17 protein-coding genes are annotated in these 21565 nt (G+C 72.7%); 9 read left to right on the top strand and 8 right to left on the bottom strand.

Features of this window, described 5'->3' with window-relative positions; all coding sequences use genetic code 11:
• The first annotated feature begins 52 nt into the window (after positions 1-52).
• A complete protein-coding gene (locus tag P3T41_RS21580) occupies positions 53-2542 on the top strand; it encodes an RICIN domain-containing protein (RefSeq protein WP_280691625.1) in 2490 nt (829 codons plus the stop codon).
• Positions 2543-3231: 689 nt separating this feature from the next.
• On the opposite strand, the gene P3T41_RS21575 is transcribed toward P3T41_RS21580, so the two are convergent.
• Positions 3232-3741: a hypothetical protein gene (locus P3T41_RS21575; RefSeq protein ID WP_280691624.1), complete on the bottom strand. Its 510-nt coding sequence runs from the start codon at positions 3739-3741 to the stop codon at positions 3232-3234.
• Between the two features lie 958 nt (positions 3742-4699).
• On the bottom strand, positions 4700-5866 hold the full coding sequence (locus tag P3T41_RS21570; RefSeq protein ID WP_280691623.1) for an MFS transporter: 1167 nt from the start codon (positions 5864-5866) through the stop codon (positions 4700-4702).
• Between the two features lie 258 nt (positions 5867-6124).
• Here P3T41_RS21570 and P3T41_RS21565 point away from each other — a divergent pair, with 258 nt between their 5' ends.
• Positions 6125-7096: a LysR family transcriptional regulator gene (locus P3T41_RS21565; RefSeq protein ID WP_280691622.1), complete on the top strand. Its 972-nt coding sequence runs from the start codon at positions 6125-6127 to the stop codon at positions 7094-7096.
• Between the two features lie 270 nt (positions 7097-7366).
• On the opposite strand, the gene P3T41_RS21560 is transcribed toward P3T41_RS21565, so the two are convergent.
• The 3 genes from P3T41_RS21560 to modA are packed head-to-tail and all read right to left on the bottom strand — an operon-like array spanning position 7367 to position 10084.
• On the bottom strand, positions 7367-8437 hold the full coding sequence (locus P3T41_RS21560) for an ABC transporter ATP-binding protein (RefSeq protein WP_280691621.1): 1071 nt from the start codon (positions 8435-8437) through the stop codon (positions 7367-7369).
• Positions 8434-9225: a molybdate ABC transporter permease subunit gene (modB, locus tag P3T41_RS21555; RefSeq protein ID WP_280691620.1), complete on the bottom strand. Its 792-nt coding sequence runs from the start codon at positions 9223-9225 to the stop codon at positions 8434-8436. The genes P3T41_RS21560 and modB overlap by 4 nt, the downstream gene beginning before the upstream one ends.
• Before the next feature lie 10 nt (positions 9226-9235).
• A complete protein-coding gene (gene modA, locus P3T41_RS21550; RefSeq protein ID WP_280691619.1) occupies positions 9236-10084 on the bottom strand; it encodes a molybdate ABC transporter substrate-binding protein in 849 nt (282 codons plus the stop codon).
• Positions 10085-10501: 417 nt separating this feature from the next.
• Between modA and P3T41_RS21545 the strand changes: the two genes are divergently transcribed.
• Together P3T41_RS21545 and P3T41_RS21540 are read left to right on the top strand one after the other, a co-directional pair.
• Entirely contained in the window at positions 10502-11569 is a 1068-nt protein-coding gene (locus P3T41_RS21545; protein WP_280691618.1) for an RNA ligase (ATP), read from the top strand.
• Between the two features lie 106 nt (positions 11570-11675).
• Positions 11676-12701 (top strand): hypothetical protein, encoded by a 1026-nt coding sequence (locus P3T41_RS21540; protein WP_280691617.1) that lies wholly within the window; start codon positions 11676-11678, stop codon positions 12699-12701.
• Here P3T41_RS21540 and P3T41_RS21535 read toward each other — a convergent pair.
• Positions 12692-13192, bottom strand: coding sequence for a nuclear transport factor 2 family protein (locus P3T41_RS21535; RefSeq protein WP_280691616.1), 501 nt, complete (start codon positions 13190-13192; stop codon positions 12692-12694). The genes P3T41_RS21540 and P3T41_RS21535 overlap by 10 nt on opposite strands.
• Before the next feature lie 109 nt (positions 13193-13301).
• Between P3T41_RS21535 and P3T41_RS21530 the strand changes: the two genes are divergently transcribed.
• A complete protein-coding gene (locus P3T41_RS21530; protein WP_280691615.1) occupies positions 13302-13979 on the top strand; it encodes an HAD-IA family hydrolase in 678 nt (225 codons plus the stop codon).
• Positions 13980-14011: 32 nt separating this feature from the next.
• Here the strand turns inward: P3T41_RS21530 and P3T41_RS21525 are convergent, their stop codons facing one another.
• Positions 14012-14620: a class I SAM-dependent methyltransferase gene (locus tag P3T41_RS21525; protein WP_280691614.1), complete on the bottom strand. Its 609-nt coding sequence runs from the start codon at positions 14618-14620 to the stop codon at positions 14012-14014.
• 120 nt (positions 14621-14740) lie between these two features.
• On the opposite strand from P3T41_RS21525, the gene P3T41_RS21520 reads away from it, so the two are divergent.
• From P3T41_RS21520 to P3T41_RS21505, 4 genes are all read left to right on the top strand, one after another.
• Entirely contained in the window at positions 14741-16102 is a 1362-nt protein-coding gene (locus P3T41_RS21520) for a diaminobutyrate--2-oxoglutarate transaminase family protein (RefSeq protein ID WP_280691613.1), read from the top strand.
• Positions 16099-17694: a pyridoxal-dependent decarboxylase gene (locus P3T41_RS21515; RefSeq protein ID WP_280691612.1), complete on the top strand. Its 1596-nt coding sequence runs from the start codon at positions 16099-16101 to the stop codon at positions 17692-17694. The genes P3T41_RS21520 and P3T41_RS21515 overlap by 4 nt, the downstream gene beginning before the upstream one ends.
• A 775-nt stretch (positions 17695-18469) precedes the next feature.
• On the top strand, positions 18470-19234 hold the full coding sequence (locus P3T41_RS21510; RefSeq protein ID WP_280691611.1) for a tRNA-dependent cyclodipeptide synthase: 765 nt from the start codon (positions 18470-18472) through the stop codon (positions 19232-19234).
• Positions 19235-19298: 64 nt separating this feature from the next.
• A complete protein-coding gene (locus P3T41_RS21505; RefSeq protein ID WP_280691610.1) occupies positions 19299-20510 on the top strand; it encodes a cytochrome P450 in 1212 nt (403 codons plus the stop codon).
• Between the two features lie 76 nt (positions 20511-20586).
• Here P3T41_RS21505 and P3T41_RS21500 read toward each other — a convergent pair whose 3' ends face one another.
• Entirely contained in the window at positions 20587-21387 is an 801-nt protein-coding gene (locus P3T41_RS21500) for an inositol monophosphatase family protein (RefSeq protein ID WP_280691650.1), read from the bottom strand.
• Between the last annotated feature and the right edge of the window lie 178 nt (positions 21388-21565).

Here is a 21565-nt window from a genome sequence, read left to right as displayed (position 1 = left end):
CGCGTCGCAGTGCCACAACCCACCCGCACCCTCAGGTATTCGGAGCACCTCCGTGCGTAGACTCCTCCTCGCGCCGCGAAGCGCGACCCTGCTGGCGGCACTGATCCTGGGCCTCGCCACCGCCTTCACCGCCACCCCGGCGCCGGCCGCCCCCACGGTCGACACGCCGGCGACGACCGCCGCCGCGCCCGCGACTTCGCAGAACATCACGATCGACGGCACCTCGACCGGCCGGACCTTCGACGGCCTCGGGGCGATCAGCGGCGGCGGGGCCACCTCGCGGCTGCTGGTCGACTACCCCGAGCCGCAGCGCAGCCAGATTCTGGACTACCTCTTCAAGCCCGGCTACGGAGCCTCGCTGCAGATGCTGAAGGTGGAGATCGGCGGCGACGCCAACTCCAGCGACGGCCCCGAGCCCAGCCACATGCGCACCCCCACCGAGGTCGACTGCAACCGCGGCTACGAGTGGTGGCTCATGGCGCAGGCCAAGGCCCGCAACCCCGGCATCAGGTTCTACGGCCTGGAGTGGGCCGCCCCTGGCTGGTTGAACGGCGGCATCTGGTCCCCGGACAACATCACCTACATCCAGTCCTGGCTCGGCTGCGCGAAGAGCCACGGGCTGAACATCGGCTACCTGGGCGGCTGGAACGAGAGCGGCTACAACAAGACCTGGTACGAGAACCTGCGCACCTCCCTCGACAGCCACGGCTACACCGGAACCACGCTGGTGGCCGCCGACAACGACGACGCGAACTGGTCGGTCGCCTCCGACATGGCCACCGACAGCGCCTTCGACAAGGCCGTCGGGGTCGTCGGACTGCACGGCACCTGCTGGCACTCGACCCCGGCCTACACCGGCTGCCCCGGCTCCACCACCGCGATCGGGCTCGACAAGCCGCTCTGGGCCTCCGAGGACGACAACGACAGTTACGGCTCCGACCCCTCGGCCCTGTCCCGCAACATCAACCGCGAGTACGTCGACGCCAGGATGACCGCGGACATCAAGTGGGCGCTGGTCAGCTCCTGGCCCTCGAACCTGCCCTTCGCGGGCGCCGGCCTGATGGCCGCCGACCAGCCCTGGTCGGGCAACTACCAGGTGGGCCGAGACATCTGGGTGATGGCCCACACCGAGCAGTTCGCCAAGCCGGGCTGGAAGTACCTGGACGGCGCCACCGGCTACCTGCCCGGCACCGGCCTGGGCGGCGATCCGCACAACGGCAGCTACGTCACCCTCAAGTCCGGCAAGGACTACAGCACCGTCTTCGAGACCACCGACGCCTCCGCGGCGACCACCGTCAACGTCAAGGTCGCCGGCGGTCTTTCGACCGGTGCGGTGCACGTCTGGGCCACCAACATGAACAGCAGCGACTCGGCCCAGTGGTTCGTCCACACCCAGGACGTCACCCCGCAGCGCGGCTCGTACTCGCTGACCCTGCAGCCGGGCTACCTCTACACCGTGACCACGACCACCGGCCAGGGCAAGGGCACCGCCACCGGACCCGCCGGGCAGACCTTCCCGCTGCCCTACCAGGCCGACCTGAGCGGCTACCAGAGCGGCGCGACCGCAAAGTACTTCCACGACTGGGCCGGCGCTTTCGAGACCGCACCCTGCCCGGCCGGGGCCGGCACCCCGATGTGCCTGCGCCAGGTCATCACCCAGGCCCCGCTGCCCTGGCACTCGGACATGAACTACACCCCGGCCACCCTGCTGGGCGACCCGAGGTGGAACAACTACCAGGCCAGTACGGACGTGAACCTCGAACAGTCCGGCAGCTCCGCCGAACTGCTCGGACGGATCGACCACGTCGACCACGACCGCTCCGCCTACCACCTGAAGATCGACGACACCGGCACCTGGACACTGTTCACCGAGGACCGCTCCAGCACCGACACCGTCCTGGCCGGCGGGAGCTACTCCGGAGCAGGCGCCGGGACCTGGCACAACCTCACGCTCGCGATGACCGGCGACTCGATCACCGCGTCCGTCGACCACGTGCAGGTCGCCTCGGTCACGGACAACAGTCACCTGGTCGGCCAGATCGGCCTGGGCGTGGGCGGCTTCCAGCACGCCGACTTCGCCAACGTCGCCATCACACCCCTCGCGGGCCCGACGGCCACCACCGTCACCAACCTCAACAGCGGCAAGTGCCTTGACGTGACCGGCGCTTCGACCGCTGACGGAGCCCTGGTCGACCAGTGGACGTGCGGCACCGGCAAGGCCAACCAGCAGTGGCTGCTGCAGCCGGTGGCCGGATCCAGCGCCGTCCAGCTGGTCTCCGTCAACAGCGGTAAGTGTCTGGATGTGACGGGGGCTTCGACCGCCGATGGCGCGCAGGTACTGCAGTGGGCCTGCGGCACGGGCAAGGCCAACCAGCAGTGGCTGCTGCAGCCGGTGGTGGGCTCCAAGGCCGTCCAGCTGGTCTCCGTCAACAGCGGCAAGTGCCTGGACGTGACCGGCTCTTCGACCGACGACGGCGCGCAGGTCGTGCAGTGGACGTGCGGTACCGGCAAGACCAACCAGCAGTGGACGACCACCCAGTAATCATCGCCCGATCGCAGCCGGTTTTTCGCCGGTGAGTCGGCCGGAAATCCGAACGCACAATCAGCGGTCGCGCGGGCAATTCCTGGCCCGGTCCGCCGGTAGTACGCGAATTGCCCCAGCCGTGCCGTCTTGCAAGGTGGCACGGCTTCGCGCGCCTGTGAACAGGAAGACTGAGGTGGCCGCAGGTTTCCTCGGGGCGGCGGAATCAGCGGGTCGGCAATTCCTGATCAGTTCTCCGGAGTTCATTCGGTGGCAGTAGGTGTCGAGCCGGTCAGGCGGGCCATCGGCACCTCCAGGTCGCAGCCGGTCGGGCACCAGTACACGCCCCGCCAACGACACTGCGCAACGGGGTTGGGGAGGTGGGGGTGCCAGTCGCTGGGAGCCCGGTTGCTGGTGATGATCAGCGAGCGCCCCTGCCGCTCGGAGACCAGTTCGACTCCACCCCGGTGACGGACGACAGGTGGGTGAGCTGGAGCTCCTGCAGCTCGGTGGGAAGCAACGTGCGCCCTGTCGTCACACTGCTGAGGGTCTTGCCGGGCCCTTCGCGGCGGTAGAAACAGGGGCGCCCGAGCGCGAGTGACGGCACTCGGTTTGGCCTCGCCCGGCCCGGGACAGGTGGCATACCGATCGTGTGTGGCTGTGAAGCCGTGTCAGGAGCCGGCCGTCGACAGCGAAGGTGCCGCCCGGGCTCATCCTTTCCGGGAGGGCGCGGCGGCGAGGCTGGCGAGCAGCGCGATCACGTTGATGCGTGCCGTCTTGTCGTTCGTCGCTGCCTGGTGGGCGTCGACGATCCGCGTGTCCACGTCCTCGCCCGGCGCGGCAAGGCCCACTCCCATCAGGTCGATGGTGTAGGCGACGTACCGGGCGTGGTCGGCCGCAGCAGTGGCGGCCGCGACGTGGTCGATGTGGGTGGGGTCCGCACCGCGGATCAGCGCGGGGGTGGGGGGCGGGCCCAGCACATCCGCGATCCAGCGCGAGAGGGCCTCCCGGGAACAGCCCCGTTCCAACTCGCAGGCCGCCGAGGCGGCAAGCGCCAGGTGGATCAGGAGCAGGCCGAACCACCTGGCGGCCTCGTCGGGAGGCGTTCTCACGCCAGCCGGTGGCATCACGGCCTCGTACAGAGCGGCGGTGTCACCGGCCCGTACTGCGGAGACGACCGCGTCCACGGCCGTGTTGATGGCATCCTGCTCGCTGGTCACGCCGCCGGTTCTCCTCAAAGGGTCTGTGACGGGACACCAACGTACCGCTCCCATGGACGGATTCGTGCCGTTTCTCCGCGGTTCACTCTTCAGCGGGACACCAGCGGTGCCTGCTCCGGCACGGACGTGGGGGACGGCTGGTACGAATCGGGGGCGCTCAAGAACCCCTGCCACCGATTTCTGTCAGAGCCCTTGCGTACCTGCGGGGGTAGCTTCACTTCGCTGCACGAGCGCCTGGGCAGGACCCCGCCACTTTGAGGCACAGCTGCGTGTGCGCGCCCGAGGGTGTCCAGAGGGCAGGCCCGACACGGCCGGGCTTCGCGTGCTCCGGGCCGTCCGCCGCCGAAGGCGGAGCGGGCAGCCCGGGTGACGGTCCGTAATGGCGCCCCGCCGGCTCGATAGTCGATCCGGCACTGTGGCACCGTGCGGTCCGCCTACTGGTACGGGTTCTGTTGCGGCGGCCGAGGTTGGTCAAAGGGCGTCGGAGGCTGCGCCGGGTACTCGTGGTGTTGCTGCATCAGCAACTCGCGTTCCTTGCGCTGCCGTCGCTTCATGGACAAGCCGACCACGACCATAACCACTGATGCGATGGCAAGTACCAACACGATAAGAGCGGGAAGCGTGAGGTCTCCGAGTAGGCCCGCGCTCAGCGTAGTGAATGCCGAGGGTTCCAGGTTCGAGGCCGGCGTCCTCGTCGAACACGAGGAAGCAACCGCAGCCTGACGCGCGATGCTGAACACGGACACCGTGAGAGAGGCAGCAATGGACCGAGGCACACGCAGCAAGCCAAGTCGAGCCCACCGTCCTCGCGCGGGGCGGGTGCGCGGTCTCGGAGTGGGCGCGGGACAGGCCGTGTCCGCCGGGTTGCCGGGCCCCGCCGGTGTCACCGGGCCAGGCGCATCGCCAGGGCGATGAGCGTGAGCACAGCGGCGGCCAGGACACCTGCGCTCGCCACGGTTCACAGTTCCCGCAGCCGGGTCTGCCCACGCCACCAGCTCCGGAAGCCGGGGGCGGTGCTGGCCGCCGCCAAGCACAACAGCAGGGCGAGCGCGGCACCCAGCACGCAGACCCCGTTCCAACCGGCGTGGGCGTGGACCACGCCAGCCAGCGCTGAGCCGATCGCCCCGCCCACGAAGTAACACGTCATGTAGGCCGAGGTGATGCGTCCGCGTGCGTCCGGGCGCAGCGCGTAGATCAGCGACTGGTTGGTGATGTGCACGCCCTGGTGAGCCAGGTCCAGCAGCACGATGCCTGCGATCAGCGCCGCCACCTGATGCGCTCCCAGGGCCAGCAGACCCCAGGAACCGAGCAGGAGCAGCGCGCTGACCATCGTGGTCAGCGTGGTGCGTCCGCGGTCCGCCAGGCGCCCGGCGAGCTGGGCGGCGATCGCACCGGCGGCACCGGCCAGCCCGAGCAGTCCGATCTCGCTGTCCGACCAGTCGTAACCGGGGCCGGAGAGCAGAAAGGCCAGTGACGTCCACAGCGCGCTGAAGCAGGCGAAGGCCAGCAGGCCGAGCAACGCCCGGGCCCGCAGCACCGGTTCGTCGACCAGGAGGCGCGCGGTGGAGCGCAGCAACGGTCCGTAGCGCAGACCGGCGGATCCCCGGTACTGGGGCAGCGCCCGGTGCAGGGTGGCGGCCAGGACGGCCATCGCAGCCGCCGCGGCCCAGTACACCGTGCGCCAGCCGCCGACCGCGGCCAGGGCACCGGATGCGGTTCGGGCCAGCAGCATGCCCAGCACCAGTCCGCTCATGACCGTTCCCACGACCTGACCGCGCCGATGAGGGGTGGCCAGATCGGCGGCGAACGGCACCAGGACCTGCGCGGTCACCGACAGCAGACCGGTCAGCGCGGTGCCGGCCAGCAGCAGACCTGTGTTGGGGGCGACCGCGGTCAGCGCAAGGGAGCATGCTGTGGCCAGGGTCAGGCCGCTGACCAGCCGACGCCGTTCCATGAGGTCGCCCAGCGGCAGTACCAGGATCAACCCCAGTGCGTAGCCGACCTGGGCGACCGTCACCACCAGCGCGGCGGAGGCGGCGGACAGCCGCAGGTCGCGGGCAATGGTGTCCAGCAGAGGCTGGGCGTAGTAATTGCTCGCCACGCACAGCCCGACGGCCGCAGACATCAGCACGACCGTGCCACGACCCGGATCGTCGGGGCTGGCACCGCCCGCACGGGGCCCGGGAGCGCCTGTGGTGGATTGCGCGGCGGAGGAAGCCGAGGAAGAGGCCATGTCCGTTTCCTTCCGTGAGTTCTCCGTCCGCGGACCGCGTCACAGGGCGCGCGGCGCCCGTCGGTCCGGACTGCGTTCATGCTCTCCGGCCAGTCCGGATGAATCCAACAGATGGTTGTCATCCCAGCGATCGCGGAACACGATGGATGGATGGAACTCCGCCAGCTCGCCTACGCCGTCGCTGTCGCCGAGACCGGCAGCTTCACCCGCGCCGCTCACCGCTGCTTCGTGGTCCAGTCCGCCCTCAGCCATCAGATCGCCCGGTTGGAGAGTGAGTTGGGCACCCGGCTGTTCGAACGCACCAGCCGCCAGGTGCGCATCACCGCGGCCGGCGAGGCGTTCCTCGGCCCGGCCCGTGAGGCCTTGGCCGCGATCGAGCGGGCCCGCTGCGAGGTGGCCGCAGTCGGCAGCGAGGTACGCGGCCAGCTGAGCATCGGCACCATCACCCCGCTCACCGCGGTGGATCTGCCCGACCTACTCGCCGCCTACCGGGACCGGCATCCGGCCGTGCGCGTCACGCTGCGCGCCAGGCTGGTCCGGGACTTGCTGCAAGAGGTGCGCGAGCAGGCCTGCGACCTCGCGTTCGTCGACACCCGCCCGGAGGGGCCCCCGGCCGGATTGGCCGGGCGGGTGCTCGCACACGAGGACTTGGTCGCCATCGTCCCGCACGGGCATCGGCTGGCCGGGGCGGCGCGCGTCACACCGGCCCGGCTGGCCGAGGAGGACATGGTCGACATGCCACCCGGCTCCGGCATCCGCCGGCACAACGACGCGGCGTTCGCGGCGGCCGGCGCCACCCGCACCGTCGCCTTCGAGGCCGACACCATGGCGCTGCTGGAACAGCTCGTGGGGCGCGGCCTCGGCATCGGATTGGTCCCCGCCGCTACCGCCGCACGCATGCCTGCGGTGACTGCGGTGGCTGCGACGGGCGTGCCTCCGCGGACAGTGCGTGCGGTCTGGGTCGCCTCCACAGCCTCACCGGCGGCTCGCGCGTTCCTCCAGCTCCTGCGCGAACGCACACCGGAGGCCCCACCCGAGGAGGACGGCCCCCGGGAAGAACAAGCTCAGGACGTCGAACTGCGAGGTCGTACGGAGTCCGACCCGGGTCGCCGTCGCGGATGAACGCGGCCCAGGCAACGTGCGTGCAGTCCGACACGTCGGCCGGCGGTCGATGGGGACCGAGCGGGGCGGTGTCGCCATTCAGGGCGGGCAGGTCGGTGTGGTGGAAGACGAACGGCAGTTCCACGCAGCGGCAGGCGCCGAGCGCGCCGCCGACGGCGGTCGAGCGCAGGCGAACTCGTAGGCGAAGGTGCGGGCGCGCCGGTGGCGGACGTGGGCATCGGCGAGGAGTGAACCCGACTTCGGCGAGCTGAGCCCGGAGCGAAGCGCTGCTCAGGCCGGATACGCGTGGGTCTGCGCCGCCTTGACCGAGGCCCAGACCAGCGCGCCCGGGCTCAGGTCGAGTTCGGCGGCGGCCACCGGGGTCAGGTCGGCGGCCAGCGTCAGCGCGCCGGTCAACTCGGCCCGCACCTGGTCGCCGTGCAGGTCGAGCCCGGTCACCGTGAGCTCCCACACGTTGCGGGCGCTGGTGGTGGGCCGCTCCCGGTAGAGGGTCACGGCGGCGGGCGCGAACGCCACGAAGGCGGGCCCGGACACCTCCTCGGCCGTCGCCAGCACCGTGCCGTCCGCCAGCCTCACCAGGTGGCCCTCGCCGGTGCCCTGATAGAGGTTCAGGCCGACCAGCCGGGCGATGTAGTCGGTGCGCGGCCGGCGGGCGATCTCGGCGGGAGTGCCGGACTGCACCTCGGCGCCGTCCTCGATCACCACCAGCCGGTCGGCCAGCACCATCGCGTCCAGCGGGTCGTGCGTGACCAGCACCGCGACCGCCTCGAACTCGGCCAGGTGCCGCCGCAGTTGGGAGCGGACGTCGAGCCGGGTGCGGGCGTCGAGGGCGGCCAGTGGCTCGTCCAGCAGCAGCAGCCGGGGCCGCACCGCCAGCGCCCGGGCCAGCGCCACCCGCTGCGCCTGCCCGCCGGAGAGCTTGGCCGGGCGGGCGGCTGCGTGGTCGGCCAGGCCCATCCGGTCCAGCCAGCCGCTCGCGGCGGCCCGCGACTCCTTCTTCGAGCGGCCCTGGCAGCGCAGCCCGAAGCCGACGTTGTCCAGCGCGCTGAGGTGCGGGAAGAGCAGGTAGTCCTGGAACACCACGCCGACCGGGCGCCGCTCGGCGGGCGTGTGCCGCCCGGCCGCCGGCTCCTCCAGCGTCTGCCCGTCCAGCCGCAGGTGCCCGCCGCTGAGCGGCAGCAGGCCGGCCAGCGCGCGCAGCGCCGTCGACTTGCCCGCACCGTTCGGGCCGAGCAGTGCGATCACCTCGCCGGCGGCGGCGCGCAGCGCCAGGTCGAGCGTGAAGCCGGGCCGCTCGACGCGCAAGTGGGCGTCCAGGGCGGCAGTCTGACGATCCGTCACGGTGCGCTCATCCACCGTTCGCGCAGTCCCACCAGGACCGCGATCGAGACCGCGAGCAGCACCAGGCTGAGCGCGATCGCCGCTTCGGGATCGGTCTCCAGCGCCAGGTAGACCGCCAATGGCATGGTCTGGGTGGTGCCGGGGAAGTTCCCGGCGAAGGTGATGGTCGCGCCGAACTCGCCGAGCGCGCGGGCCCAGGCGAGCACCGAGCCGGCTGCCACCCCTGGGGCGATCAGCGGCAGCGTGACCCGCCGGAAGGCGGTCAGCCGGGAGGCGCCGAGGGTGGCCGCCGCCTCCTCGAACCGCGGATCGGCGGCCCGCAGCGCGCCCTCCACGCTGATCACCAGGAACGGCATCGCGACGAAGGCCTCGGCGACCACCACCCCGGGCGTGGTGAACGGCAGCGTGATCCCGAAGGCGGAGTCCAGCCAGCGGCCGACGATCCCGTTGCGGCCCAGCACCAGCAGCAGCGCCACGCCGCCGACCACCGGCGGCAGCACCAGCGGCAGCGTCACCAGGGCGCGGATCACCCGCCGTCCGGGGAAGTCGGTGCGCGCCAGCAGCCAGGCCAGCGGCACCCCGAGCACCAGCGAGACCGCCGTGGCGGAGGTGGCGCAGATCAGCGACAGCCGCAGCGCCTGCCAGACCGCGGGACTGGACAACTCCTGGGGCAGCGACCGCCAGGGGGCCTTGACCAGCAGGCCCACCAGCGGCAGCAGCAGGAAGAGCAGCCCGAGCAGGGCCGGCAGCAGCAGTGCTATCGGGATCCGGGAGCCGCGGCTACGCACTGAGCGGTCCTCAGGAGGCCGAGGGCGACGGGGCGGTGGACGAGGCGGTCGGGGGCTGGAAGCCGGCCGCGGTCAGCACCGCGATGCCCGCCGGAGACTCGACGTACTGCTCGAAGGCCTTGGCGCCGGTCGGGTTCGGGGCCTTGGCGAGGTCGGCGATCGGGTAGTTGTTGATCGCCTTGGCGGCCTCGGGGAAGTTCACGCCGTCCACCTTGCCGGCGGCGGACTTGACGTCGGTCTGGTAGACGATCGAGGCGTCCACCTCGCCGAGCTCGACCTTGGTCAGCGCGCTGGTGACGTCCTGCTCCAGGGTGACCGGGGTGAGGTTCACGTTGCCCGCCTTGAGCGCGGTCTGCGCGGCCGCGCCGCACGGGACCTGCGGTGCGCAGAGCGCGACCTTGATGCCGGGCGCGGCGAGGGACTGGAGCGAGGTGATGTTCTTCGGGTTGCCCTTGGCGACCGCGATCTCCAGCGTGTTGCTGACGAAGACGGTGGGCGTGTCGGCGGTGCCCTTGGCGTCGGTGACGGTCTTCATGGTGGCCGGCGAGGCGGCGGCGAAGACGTCGGCCGGGGCGCCGGAGTTGATGCTCTGGGCCAGCGTGGAGCTGCCGCCGAAGTTGAACTTCACCGTGGTGCCGGGGTGGGCGGCCTCGAAGCTCTTGCCGAGCGTGGTGAAGGTGTCCTGCAGCGAGGCGGCGGCGAAGACGGTGACCGTGCCGGTGACGGCCGGGCCGGACGAGGACGGCGAGGAGGCGGCGCTTCCGGTCGACTTCGTCGAGCTGCTGCACGCGGTCAGGCCACCGGCCAGCGCGAGCGCGGCGAGGGTGGCGGCGGCGGTACGGATCCGGGTGGTGGGCATGTGGTTCCCCTCCTGCCGGGTCCTCAGGGACACGGCGGTGCGGTCAGGTACGGGCCGGTCCGCCGCGCCATGCGACGGAAGGGGGCGACCCTGGCGCCGCCGGGACGTGCGCGTGGGCCCAGTGCGTCTGCTGTGACTGCCGGGTTGGCGGTGGCCACAGTGGCGCCTGGGCTCGGTGTGCTCGTATCTGCGGGCGTTGTGGCGATCATAGTGCCGTAGATGCAAGCCTGAAATCCTCTGTGCCTTTGCACAGCGTGTCCGCCCCCGAACGCTCGGGCCGCCTGTGCGAACGTTCGGACGCCGTGGCTTCGGGCGGTGGACGGCTGGACGAGCACTCCGGCCGAAAACCGCTGGCCGGAGTGCTCGTCCGGGCAGCAGAGTAGGCCGCCGAGAACGATTCGAGGGGGAGGACATCCGATGTCCACGCTGCGGGTCACCGCCGAGCGGCTGACCGTGCTCGACCATCCGAACGCCGACGCGCTGGAGCTGGCCCAGGTCGGCCTCTACCGCGCGGTGGTGGCCAAGGGCGCCTACCGCACCGGCGACCACGCGCTCTACATCCCGGAGCAGGCCGTGCTGCCCGCCGCACTGGTCGAGGAGTTGGGCCTGACCGGCAAGCTGGCCGGGCCGAATGCCGACCGGGTCAGGGCGGTCCGGCTGCGCGGCGAGCTCTCCCAGGGCATCGTCTGCCGGCCGAGCGCGCTGGCCGGCACCGACCTGGCCGCGGCCGCCGCCGAGGGCCGCGACTTCGCGGAGCAGCTGGGCATCACCAAGTGGCGGCCGCCGATCCCGACCGCGATGAACGGTGACGTCGAGGCGGCCCCCGACCTGCTGCCCTGGGTCGACATCGAGAACCTGCAGCGGTTCCCCGACATCTTCGAGCCGGGCGAGCCGGTGGTGCTGACCGAGAAGCTGCACGGCAGCTGCTGCCTGCTCACCTATCACGCCGCCGGCGGCGAGGTGCAGGTCTCCTCCAAGGGCATCGGCGCGCAGTACCTGGCGCTGAAGGCCGACGACCGCAACCTCTACTGGCGGGCGGTGCGCGCGCACGGCGTGCCGGCGGTGGCCGCGAGGCTGGCCGAGCAGTTGGGGGCGGAGCGGATCGGGATCTTCGGCGAGGTGTTCGGCGCGGGCGTGCAGGACCTGACGTACGGCAGCTCGGGACGTACCGAGCTGCCGGGCTACGCGGTCTTCGACGTCTCGGCGCTGATCGACGGTCAGCTGCGCTGGCTGTCCGCCGCCGAACTGCTGGCCGGGCTGCTGCCGCTGGTCCCGGAGCTGTGGCGCGGACCGTTCGACCCGGCCGTGGTGCTGGCCCAGGCCGATGGGCGGGAGACGGTCTCCGGCCGGGCGCTGCACCTGCGCGAGGGCGTGGTGATCCGGCCCGTCGTCGAGCGGCACAGCCCGGTGCTCGGCGGCCGGGCGATCGCCAAGGCGGTCAGCGGCGCGTACCTGACCCGCAAGGGCGGCACCGAGTTCGAGTAGCGGCGGACCGGCGGCGACGCACCGGGGTAGCGGCGGACCGGCGGCGACGCACCGGCGCTGACGCGGTGTCAGGGGACGGCGTCGGTTGGACCGTACGCTGACAAGTGTGATCACGTACCAGGACCCGAAAGTCGGCGAACCCGAGGCCGACCGCCACTGGGCCCGGCTGCTCGACGGCTACCGGCGCACCCGGGCGCGGGTCGCCGCGCGGGCCGGCGAACCGGCGGCGGCCCGGCGGACCGCCGCGCTCGGCCACGAAATCGCCCTCGGCGCCCCGGTGTCGATCGCCGCCGCGCTCTTCGACCCGGCCGCCGGGCCCGGCACGGCGGCCGGCGAGCGGGACGGCTGGGTCGGGCCGTTCTGGGAGGTGCTGGCGGTCCGGCAGCCCTGGGCGGTGCTGTCCGGGTTACCGCTCCCCGAGCCGGTGCGCACCCTGATGGCGCACACCAGAGTGCTGCTCGGTGAGGACCTGACGGATGGCCGGACACCGGCACCGACACCGGCACCGGCACCGACTCCGACACTGGGCCGGGACGCCACGGTGCCGCTCCGGCTGCTGCCCTGGGAACAGGCCGGCTGGGAACGCGCCGACCGGGTCACCGCCTACCGGGCCGACGGCGCGGCCACCGCGCACTTCCCGCTGCCCGAAAGCCGCGAGGGCCTCGGCCCGATCCGGCTGCCCAGGCCGGGAGCGGCGCTACCGGACCCCGAACAGCCGGCCACCGCCGCGCTGCGCGGCCTGTGCGACTGGCTCGACGCGCGCTGCCTGCGCGGCACCGCCCCGCAGGCAGCCGCCCTGTTCGCCGGATCCGGTGCGCCGCACGGCGAGACCGTCGCGGGCTATCTGCCGTTCGCCGCCGCCTATCCCGCGCTGGTCCGGGCCGGTTCGGGCGCCAGTGCCTACGGCCGCTCGGGCGGCACGGCGCGGGGCCGGCTGGCGGTCTGGCGGGTGCTCGCCGCGATGGCCGAGCCGGCGGGGCGCCGCTCGGTCGCCGGGGTGACGGCACTGGTGGCCCGGATGCGCTGCTTCACCTGGTGCGAGAGCGCCGACGAGGTCTGGCACCTGCACCTCGCGCTGGAGGATCCCGCGACCGGCCTGGCCTGGGCGGTCAGCGGAAGCGACTACGACTGAGCGGGCTGGTCCCGGTCGGCCTGCGCGTCGGCCTGTGCGTCGGCCTGCGCGTCGGCTCGTGCGGCGGAGAGGACCGCCTGGTTGCCGGTCGACCAGAGCGGGGTCATCACGACGGACTCGATCAGCCACCGCTCCCCGCCCCGGCGCAGGCCGAACTCGTAGCGGCCGCCGAGCGTGTAGCTGTTCTCGCCGAGGTCGTGATCGGCGATGTGGGTGGCCTGGAAGTGCGCGGTGCAGCGGGCCTGCTCGCCGTCGACGGTGACCAGGTGGTTGGTCAGCATGTGCTGGGTGGCCCGCAGGCCCCCGAGCAGCGAGCGCCAGGAGGCGATCAGGTCGGTGCGGGGGACCTCGGCCGGGGCGCCGGCGCCGAAGCGGGAGTAGTCCAGCGTCACCTTGTCGGCCAGCACCTCGGCGAGCCGCTCCCAGTCGCGCAGGTCGGTGTACCAGCACATCCGGATGGTGGTGTCGATCACGTCGTCACGGATACTCACGGGGTCGCTCCCAGGGGTGGACAGCCGATGAATTGAGCCTTCGTACACCCCTTGCCTGACGGTACGTCAAAGCCGCGGGTGGCAGGATCGTCGCATGATCAATGGAGTCATGTTCGACTTTTCCGGCACGCTCTTCCGGATCGAGTCGGCCGAGCGCTGGTGGGCGAGCGTCTCCGCGGCGCAGGGTCTGGCCCTGAGCGCCGAGGAACTGGCCGAGGGCGCACGCCGGTTGGCGACCTACGGCGCGCTGCCGGGCGGTCCGGTGCCGGAGGTGATACCCGCGGAGCTGGCCGAGGCGTGGGAGAAGCGGGACCTGAGCGAAGCGCGGCACCGGGCGGCGTACGCCGGGCTGGTCCGGGCGGCCGGCTCGCCGATGGCGGAGCTGGCCGACGCGCTGTACGACCGTCATATGACCCCCGACGCCTGGCGCCCGTACCCCGACGCCGAGCCGACGCTGCGCGAGCTGCGGCGGCGCGGGCTGCCGGTCGCGGTGGTGAGCAACATCGGCTGGGACCTGCGCCCGGTCTTCCGGGCGCACGGGCTGGACGAGTTGGTCGACGCCTACCTGCTCTCCTTCGAGTTCGGTGCGCAGAAGCCGGACCCGTCGATCTTCCAGGCGGCCTGTGACCGGCTCGGACTGGCGCCGGGCGAGGTGCTGATGGTCGGCGATGACCGCCGGGCCGATGCGGGTGCGGCCGCGCTCGGCTGCCCGTTGCACCTGGTCGACCACCTGCCGGTCGACCAGCGTCCGGCCGGACTCGGCCCGCTGCTGGAGCTGCTCGGCTGACCAAGCGCCAGCGCCGGGCGGCTGGTGCCCCGTCAGTCGACGCGGCCGGCGAGGGCCAGGAAGCGGTCGTCCTGGTCCAGATAGTCGGTCAGTCGCCAGCCCGACCCGGCGAGCAGCGGGCGCAGATTGGGCTCGGCCCGCAGGTCGTCCGGTGTGAGCGCTCGCCCGTGCCGGGCGGCCAGCGCGGCGCGCCCGACCGGGTGGAAGAGCGCGAGCCGCCCGCCGGGGCGGGTGATCCGGGCCAGTTCGGCCAGGTTGGCGGCGGGCTCGGGCAGGTGGGTGATCAGTCCGGCCGCGAAGACGGTGTCCACCACCCGGTCGCCCAGCGGCAGCCGGCCGCAGTCACCGACCAGCAGTGTGGCCACCGCGTCCCGGCCGAGCCGGGCCGCCTGCTGGAGCATCTCGGGCGTCAGGTCGATGCCCAGCACCGTCCCGCGCTCGCCCACCGCCTCGCGCAGCGCGGGCAGCGCCCGCCCGGTGCCGCACCCCGCGTCCAGCACCACCGAGCCCGGCGCGGGCGCGAGTGCCACGACGGCCTGTGCGTAGCGCGGCCCGTCGTCCGGGAAGCGCTCCTCCCAGTCGGCGGCGCGCACGGCGAAGAAGTCGCGGGTGCGGGCGAGTTCGGCCTGATGGTCGTCCATGCGCGCAGCGTACCCGTGACCTGTGGGCGGGCGTGTCGTTGACAGCACGGCAGGGAACCGACGGGCCCTGAACTAAGGTAAGGCTAACCTAACTTTGGCCAGCCTTGTGGGAGCTCCCTCGTGACCATCACCGCCGAACCCGCCCCGCTCGCCGGCGACGCGATCCTGCGCCGTCAGCGCGTCCGCGAGTCCGCCGCCCGCACCTACGCGCGCTCCTTCCCGATCGTGCCGGTGCGCGCCAGCGGCATGACGGTCGAGGGTGCGGACGGTCGCCGCTACCTCGACTGCCTCTCCGGTGCCGGCACCCTGGCGCTGGGCCACAACCACCCGGTGGTGCTGGCGGCCATCCGCCGCACCCTGGACAGCGGGGCACCGCTGCACCTGCTCGATCTGGCCACCGCCGAGAAGGACGACTTCACCACCGCGCTGCTGGAGAGCCTGCCCGCGGCCTTCGCCGAGCGGGCCCGGGTGCACTTCTGCGGACCGGCCGGCACCGACGCGGTGGAGGCCGCGCTCAAGCTGATGCAGACCGCCACCGGGCGGCGCGGCGCGCTCGCCTTCACCGGCGGCTACCACGGCATGACCGCCGGCGCCCTCGCGGTGACCGGCAACGTCGCGGTCAAGGAGCCGCTGCCCAGCGGCGGCGAGGTCACCCGGCTGCCGTACCCGTACGCCTACCGCTGCCCGTTCGGGATGGGTGGCGCGGCGGCCGAGCGGCTGGCCGCCGTCTACACCGAACGGCTGCTCGACGACCCGTCGGGCGGCGTGGTGCGACCCGCCGCGATGATCGTGGAGGCGGTGCAGGGCGAGGGCGGCGCGGTGCCGGCGCCCGACGGCTGGCTGCGCGAGATGCGCCGGATCACCGCCGAGCGCGGCATCCCGCTGATCCTGGACGAGGTGCAGACCGGGGTCGGGCGGACCGGCGCGATGTGGGCCGTCGAGCACAGCGGGATCGTGCCGGACGCGATGGTGCTCTCCAAGGCGATCGGCGGCAGCCTGCCGCTCGCGGTGGTGGTCTACCGGGAGGAGTACGACAGTTGGCGCCCCGGCGCGCACACCGGCACCTTCCGCGGCAACACGCTGGCGATGGCGGCCGGCGCGGCGACCCTGCGGTACGTGGCCGCGCACGGCCTGGCGGAGCGGGCGGCGCTGGTCGGGCGGCGGCTGCTGGCCGGGCTGACGGCGCTCCAGGAGCGGCTGCCGGTGATCGGGGACGTGCGCGGACGCGGCCTGATGCTCGGCGTCGAACTGGTCGACCCGGCGGGCGAGACGGACTCCTGCGGCGCCCACCCGGCCGACCCCGCGCTCGCGGTGCGGGTCCGGGCGGCCTGCCTGGCGCGCGGGCTGATCGTCGAGCTGGGCGGGCGGCACGACGCGGTGCTGCGGCTGCTGCCGCCGCTGACCATCACGGACGAGCAGGCGGACGCGGTGCTGGAGCGGCTGGCCGAGGCGATCGCGGCGGCCACCGCGGGTGCGGCGTGACCGACCGTCAGCTGACGGAGCATCAAGAGGGCGAGCTGCCACCGCTGGCGGGCGGGGTGGCCGGCCCGGCGGCGCTGCGGCCGCTGCTCACCGCCGTGCTGGACGCGCTGACCGTCGGCGCGGCTCGCCGGGGCGGCCCGCTGGCGGCCGGCGAGCCGGGCGAGTTGGCCGCGCAGGTGGTCCAGGCCTTCGGCGCGCCGGGCGGCACCGAGGTCACGATGACGCCTGCCGCCACGGCACCGACCGACGCCGCCGCGCTGATCGCGCTCACCGAACTGCTGGCGCACGGGGCCGCCGACCCCGCCGACCCGGCCTGCGCCGCGCACCTGCACTGCCCGCCGCTGGCCGTCGCGGTCGCCGCCGACCTCGCGGTCAGCGTGCTCAATCCCTCGCTGGACTCATGGGACCAGGCCCCGGCCGCGACCGTGCTGGAGACCGAACTGCTGGCCGAACTGGCCGCGCTGGTCGGCTACCGGCCGGAGCTGGCAGCCGGCGTGCTCACCTCGGGCGGCACCGAGTCCAACCTGCTCGGCCTGCTGCTGGCCCGCGACCAGCTGCTGCCCGGACAGGTGGAGCTGGACGGCGTCGACCCCGCGCTCCAGCCGCGGATCTTCGCCTCCCGGGCCGCCCACTTCTCGATCCAGCGCGCCGCCGCCGTGCTCGGTCTCGGCGAGCGCGCGGTGGTCCCGATCGAGGTCGACCGCGACCAGCGGATGGACCCGGCGGCGCTCGCCGCAGCGCTCACCGCCGCACGGCGGGCCGGCTGGCTGCCGCTCGCCGTGGTCGCCACCGCCGGCACCACCGACACCGGGGCGATCGACCCGCTGCACCGCTGCGCCGACCTGGCCGCCGAGCACGGCGCCTGGCTGCACGTGGACGCCGCGTACGGCGGCGGCGCGCTGCTCTCCGACAAGCTGGCCCCGCTGCTGGAGGGCCTGCACCGGGCCGACTCGCTCTCGCTGGACTGGCACAAGCTGGGCTGGCAGCCGGTGGCGGCCGGGATCTTCCTGGTCCGCCGCGCCGAGAGCTACGCCTCGCTGGCCCGTCGCGCCGCCTATCTCAACCCGGCCGACGACGAGGCGGCCGGCTATCCGAGCCTGCTCGGCCGCTCGTTGCGCACCACCCGCCGGGCCGACGCCTTCTCGATCGCGGTCACCCTGCGCACCCTGGGCCGGGCCGGCCTCGGGCGACTGGTCGACCGCTGCCACGAGTTGGCCCAGGCGGCGGCCGAGCTGATCCGGACCCGCACCGAGCTGGAGCTGTACTGCGACCCGCTGCTGACCACCGTGCTCTTCCGCGCGCTGCCCGCCGACCCGGCCGGGCGCGCGGATCCGGCGGCCGTCGACGCCTTCAACGCCGAGCTGCGCCGCCGGTTGCTGGCGAGCGGGCGAGCCGTCCTCGGACGCACCGAACTTCCCTCTCCTGTACCAGGAGTGACGGAGGGTCTGGTCCGCCTCAAGCTCACCATGCTCAATCCGCATACCACCGAAGCCGAATTGGTCCGGCTGCTGGACCTGGTGGTCGAGGAGGCCGGTCGGACGGAGTGGTCGGGCGGCGGCCGGACAGCCTCGGGGGATACAGCGCGGACCTAGAAAAGCGCCCCGAAATTGGAGGAAGCCACATTGTGGTGACTCTGTGTGAGGATTTCCGGGAAACATTCCAGTGCGCTGTCGAAACGCCCGGAAAAAGCTGGGAGCGCAGCGCGGAGCGGCCCCGAAACGACGATTTTCGGCCGTGCCTCGCGCACATTCCCGCCAACCGGCGGCCAATGCTTGCGGATCTCCCGAGCGGCGGAGATAACGTCTAGTAGTCGCCGCCACACCGGGAGCACACGGCTCCCAGGGACTAGCGGCGCGAGGGGGACTCGTCATGCGCAACCGCGAGTTCGCGGTGGCTGCGGCATGTCGTAGCGATCGGGCGCGGCCGGCCACGGCCCCGGCGTCCGTGGTGTCCATCCCCGACGGCGCGCCCCCGGTCCAGGTGCTGCCGAGATTAGGCGCGGCCCGCCGCGCCGGCTGAGCCACGACCTCTCGTCCGGAGGGGACCGCACCGCGCGGCCTGCCGAGTGGTTGCCGAGTTCCGCCGGGCGTGAATTCAGCGTCACATTCCGATGAACGCACGTCAATAGCCGCACACGGCTGCGCGCCCGTGCGCGTTGCTGCGCGCGGCCGGCCGAGTGCGCGTCAGTTCGCGCGCCCCATTGGGCTGCCGCCACGCCTGGTCGGGCTCCCGTCGGCCGGGCGTATTCCCCTGGCGCGCCCCCTTGTGCCGCTTGTTCCTTGTCTAAATCCCTGATTCGCTGCGTACACCAATGATTTGGTGCACCCAGCCATGCGACGCGGAGGCCGCGTAATGAGCGACGCGCTCATGAGCACCAAGCCCAGCCCGTACCAGGCCCTGCCCTTCTCCGACCGCTGCCGGCAGGTTTGGGAGCGCGGTGACCACCTGCTGATCGGCGTGAGTCCCGGAAACAGCTACTTCAGTACCCATCGGATCAGCGAACTCGTCAGCTGGGGGCGCGAGTTCTTCGACTCGATCGACATCGTCCACGCCGACCTGTACGTCGACACGCAGTTCGAGGCCTTCGGCTACACCCCGGAGCACGCCCGGCGCCGGGCCACCAAGGAGGTCAAGACCACGGCCCGGCGGATCCAGCGCGGCGTCGAGGAGGCCGGGTTGACCGGTGTCGCCATGCATGCCCTCTCCGATTTCCTCCCCGACCCCGCCTACCGGCGCCTGCACGCCGAGGTCGCGGTCGCGCTGCGGGACGACCCGGTCTTCCGAGCCGCCGCCGAGGGCATGGCGCGGGCCTTCCTGAGCTCCCGGCTGCCGGCCGGAGTGGCCGCCGACGAGCGGCAGTTGGCCGCGGGCCTGCGGTACATCTGCGCCGAGCTGCCGTTCTTCCTGGACACCCCGGCGCTGCTCGGCAAGGCCAGTTCGATCTCCTGCTACCACGTCGAACTCCCGCTCACTCCGGTGCTGTTCGGGCGCACCGAGGGGCTGCGGGCGGTGCCCGAGCAGGGCTACGCGGTGGTCCGCCCGACCGCGGCGGCGGAAGCCTCCGGGGAAGCCACCGGAGAAGCCACCGAGGAATCCGCCGGAGAGGCCGTGGAGGAGGCCGTCGCGGCCTGAGCCCACGTTCCTCCCGCTGACCTGACCCGCGCCAACTCGCATCGAACCAAGGAGAACTACGTTCATGACCACCAGTACGACGCCCCGCACCGAGCTGCCGCCCTTCCCCCTCTCCCGCCGCGGTGACGTGCTCCCCGCCGAGGCCGAGCGGCTGCGCGCGGAGCAGCCGGTGGCCCGGGTCCGGACCATGACCGGTGACGAGGCCTGGTTGGTGAGCAACTACCAGCTGGCCAAGCAGGTGCTGGAGGACGACCGGTTCAGCCTCAAGGACACCGCCAACCCCGGCGTGCCGCGCCAGTACGCGCTGACCATCCCGCCGGAGGTGGTCAACAACATGGGCAACATCAACAGCGCCGGGCTGCGCGACGCCGTGATGAAGACCCTCTCGCCGCGCGCCGACCGGGAGTTGGGCAGCTGGCTGGAGGCACAGGCGCACCGGTTGCTCGACCGGGTGATCGCCGAGGGCGCGCCCGCCGACCTGCGGGACGCCTTCGCCGAGCCGTACTCCGCCGCGTTGCACTGCCGGCTGATCGGCATCCCCACCGACGACTGGCGGCGGTTGATGTCCGGCATCGACGTCGCCTTCATCACCAGCCCGCAGCCCTTCGAGGGCTCGACTCCCAACTGGTACAAGGACCTCGGCTACCTGCTGGACCGGCTGAACGCCGACCCGGCACCCACACGGGGTCTGCTCGGCCGGTTCGTCGAGCTGCGGCGCTCGCCGGAGGTCTCGGAGCAGGTGAGCGACGAGCTGCTGGCCACCGTGGCCCTCTCGCTCTTCGGCGCGGGCGCGGTGAGCACCTCGGCCTTCCTGCAGCACGCGATCATCGCGCTGGCCCAACAGCCCGAGCTGGCCGACCGGCTGCGCGCCGAACCGGCCGTGATCGGGCGCGCGGTGGACGAGCTGCTGCGCTACAACCTCTCGATCGGCGACGCGCTGCCCCGCATCGCGCTCGCCGACGTCAAGCTCGGCGAGGTGGAGATCAGGGCCGGCGAGCTGGTGCTGGTGCTGATCGAGGGTGCCAACTACGATCCGGAGGTCTTCCCCGAGCCGGAGAAGATCGATTTCGACCGGGTGAGCAACCCGCACCTGGCCTTCGGTGGCGGCCGACACTTCTGCCCCGCCTCCGCCCTCGGCCGCACGCACGCGGAGATCGCGCTGACCGCGCTGGTGCAGCGGCTGCCCGGCCTGCGGCTGGCGCTGCCGGTGGAGCAGCTGGCCTGGCGACCCGGCTTCATCAAGCGCCTGCCGGAGCGGCTCCCGGTGCTCTGGTGACCGGCGACGGGGGAGCGGCGAACGGCTGCCGCGGGCGGGGGAGCATGATCGCAGCGGATGGGCCCTGCGAACAGGTCTAACCGGGCAGCCCGAGCAGGATCGCGCGGGTCCGCTCCCAGGTCTGCGGGTCGCAGGCGACCAGCAGACCGTCCTCGCCGCCGGGCGGGTCGGGGCGGTAGGGGGAGCCGTCCAGGCGGGCCGAGACGCCGCCGCTCTCGCGGACCAGCAGCGAGCCGGGGGCGTGGTCCCAGGGCAGCGTGCGCCAGTAGACCAGGAAGTCCAGCTCGCTGTCGGCGATCAGCGGGTACTCGATGCCGACCGATCGCCGACCCTCCGTCAACTGCCCGAAGGCGGACGGGTCGGCGCTCAGGCCGGGGAACCGGCCGCGGCGCAGGTAGGGCTTGGCCGCGCCACGCCAGCGGGCCGGGTCCGGGCCGGCCGGCGGGCGGGTCAGCCGGTGGCCGTCGCGCCAGGCGCCCGCGCCCAGTTCGGCGCTGTAGGCGGTGCGGGTCATCGGCTGCCAGATCCAGGCCGCGACCGCCTCGCCGTCCCGGACCAGCGAGGCCATCACGGCGAAGTCGGGGCGCCCGGCGACGAAGTTGGCGGTCCCGTCGACCGGGTCGACCAGCCAGCAGGCGGGCTCGTTGTGCAGTGCCCGGGCGAGTTTGGGATCGGCGGCCACCGCCTCCTCGCCCACCACCGGAAGGGGCAGCACCTCGCGCAGCCGCCGGGTGATGATCAGCTCGGCCTCGCGGTCGGCGATGGTCACCATGTCCCCGGGGGCCTTCTCGATCACCTCGCCGGCCGCCAGCGCCCGGAACCGCGGCTCAACGGCCTGCGCCGAAGCCTCGGCGAGGATCTCGGCCACCTTCTCCATGAGCACGCCGTTCCGCTCCCTTCGCTCGGCTACCACTCTCGCACGCTCGGCGCGCCGCGACGCGCGCCGGCCACCGGCTGGGCGCTCGGCGGGGCGGTAGGAGGCAGGGGTAGGAAGCGGAAGGCGGAAGGCGGAAGGCGGAAGGCGGAAGGCGGAAGGCGGAAGGCGGAAGGCGGAA

It is taken from the genome of Kitasatospora sp. GAS204B, from assembly GCF_029892155.1.
Taxonomy (GTDB): domain Bacteria; phylum Actinomycetota; class Actinomycetes; order Streptomycetales; family Streptomycetaceae; genus Kitasatospora.
Note: the sequence above shows the minus strand (reverse complement) of the source record. Positions and strands in the feature narration are given on the sequence as shown.

Coding starts and splice junctions, on each gene's coding strand:
- P3T41_RS21570 (WP_280691623.1), bottom strand. CDS start 5,866: ATGTCTGCGGCCGTCGGGCTGTGCGTGGCGAGCAATTACTACGCCCAG.
- P3T41_RS21565 (WP_280691622.1), top strand. CDS start 6,125: ATGGAACTCCGCCAGCTCGCCTACGCCGTCGCTGTCGCCGAGACCGGC.
- modA (WP_280691619.1), bottom strand. CDS start 10,084: ATGCCCACCACCCGGATCCGTACCGCCGCCGCCACCCTCGCCGCGCTC.
- P3T41_RS21545 (WP_280691618.1), top strand. CDS start 10,502: ATGTCCACGCTGCGGGTCACCGCCGAGCGGCTGACCGTGCTCGACCAT.
- P3T41_RS21530 (WP_280691615.1), top strand. CDS start 13,302: ATGTTCGACTTTTCCGGCACGCTCTTCCGGATCGAGTCGGCCGAGCGC.
- P3T41_RS21525 (WP_280691614.1), bottom strand. CDS start 14,620: ATGGACGACCATCAGGCCGAACTCGCCCGCACCCGCGACTTCTTCGCC.
- P3T41_RS21510 (WP_280691611.1), top strand. CDS start 18,470: ATGAGCACCAAGCCCAGCCCGTACCAGGCCCTGCCCTTCTCCGACCGC.
- P3T41_RS21505 (WP_280691610.1), top strand. CDS start 19,299: ATGACCACCAGTACGACGCCCCGCACCGAGCTGCCGCCCTTCCCCCTC.
- P3T41_RS21500 (WP_280691650.1), bottom strand. CDS start 21,387: ATGGAGAAGGTGGCCGAGATCCTCGCCGAGGCTTCGGCGCAGGCCGTT.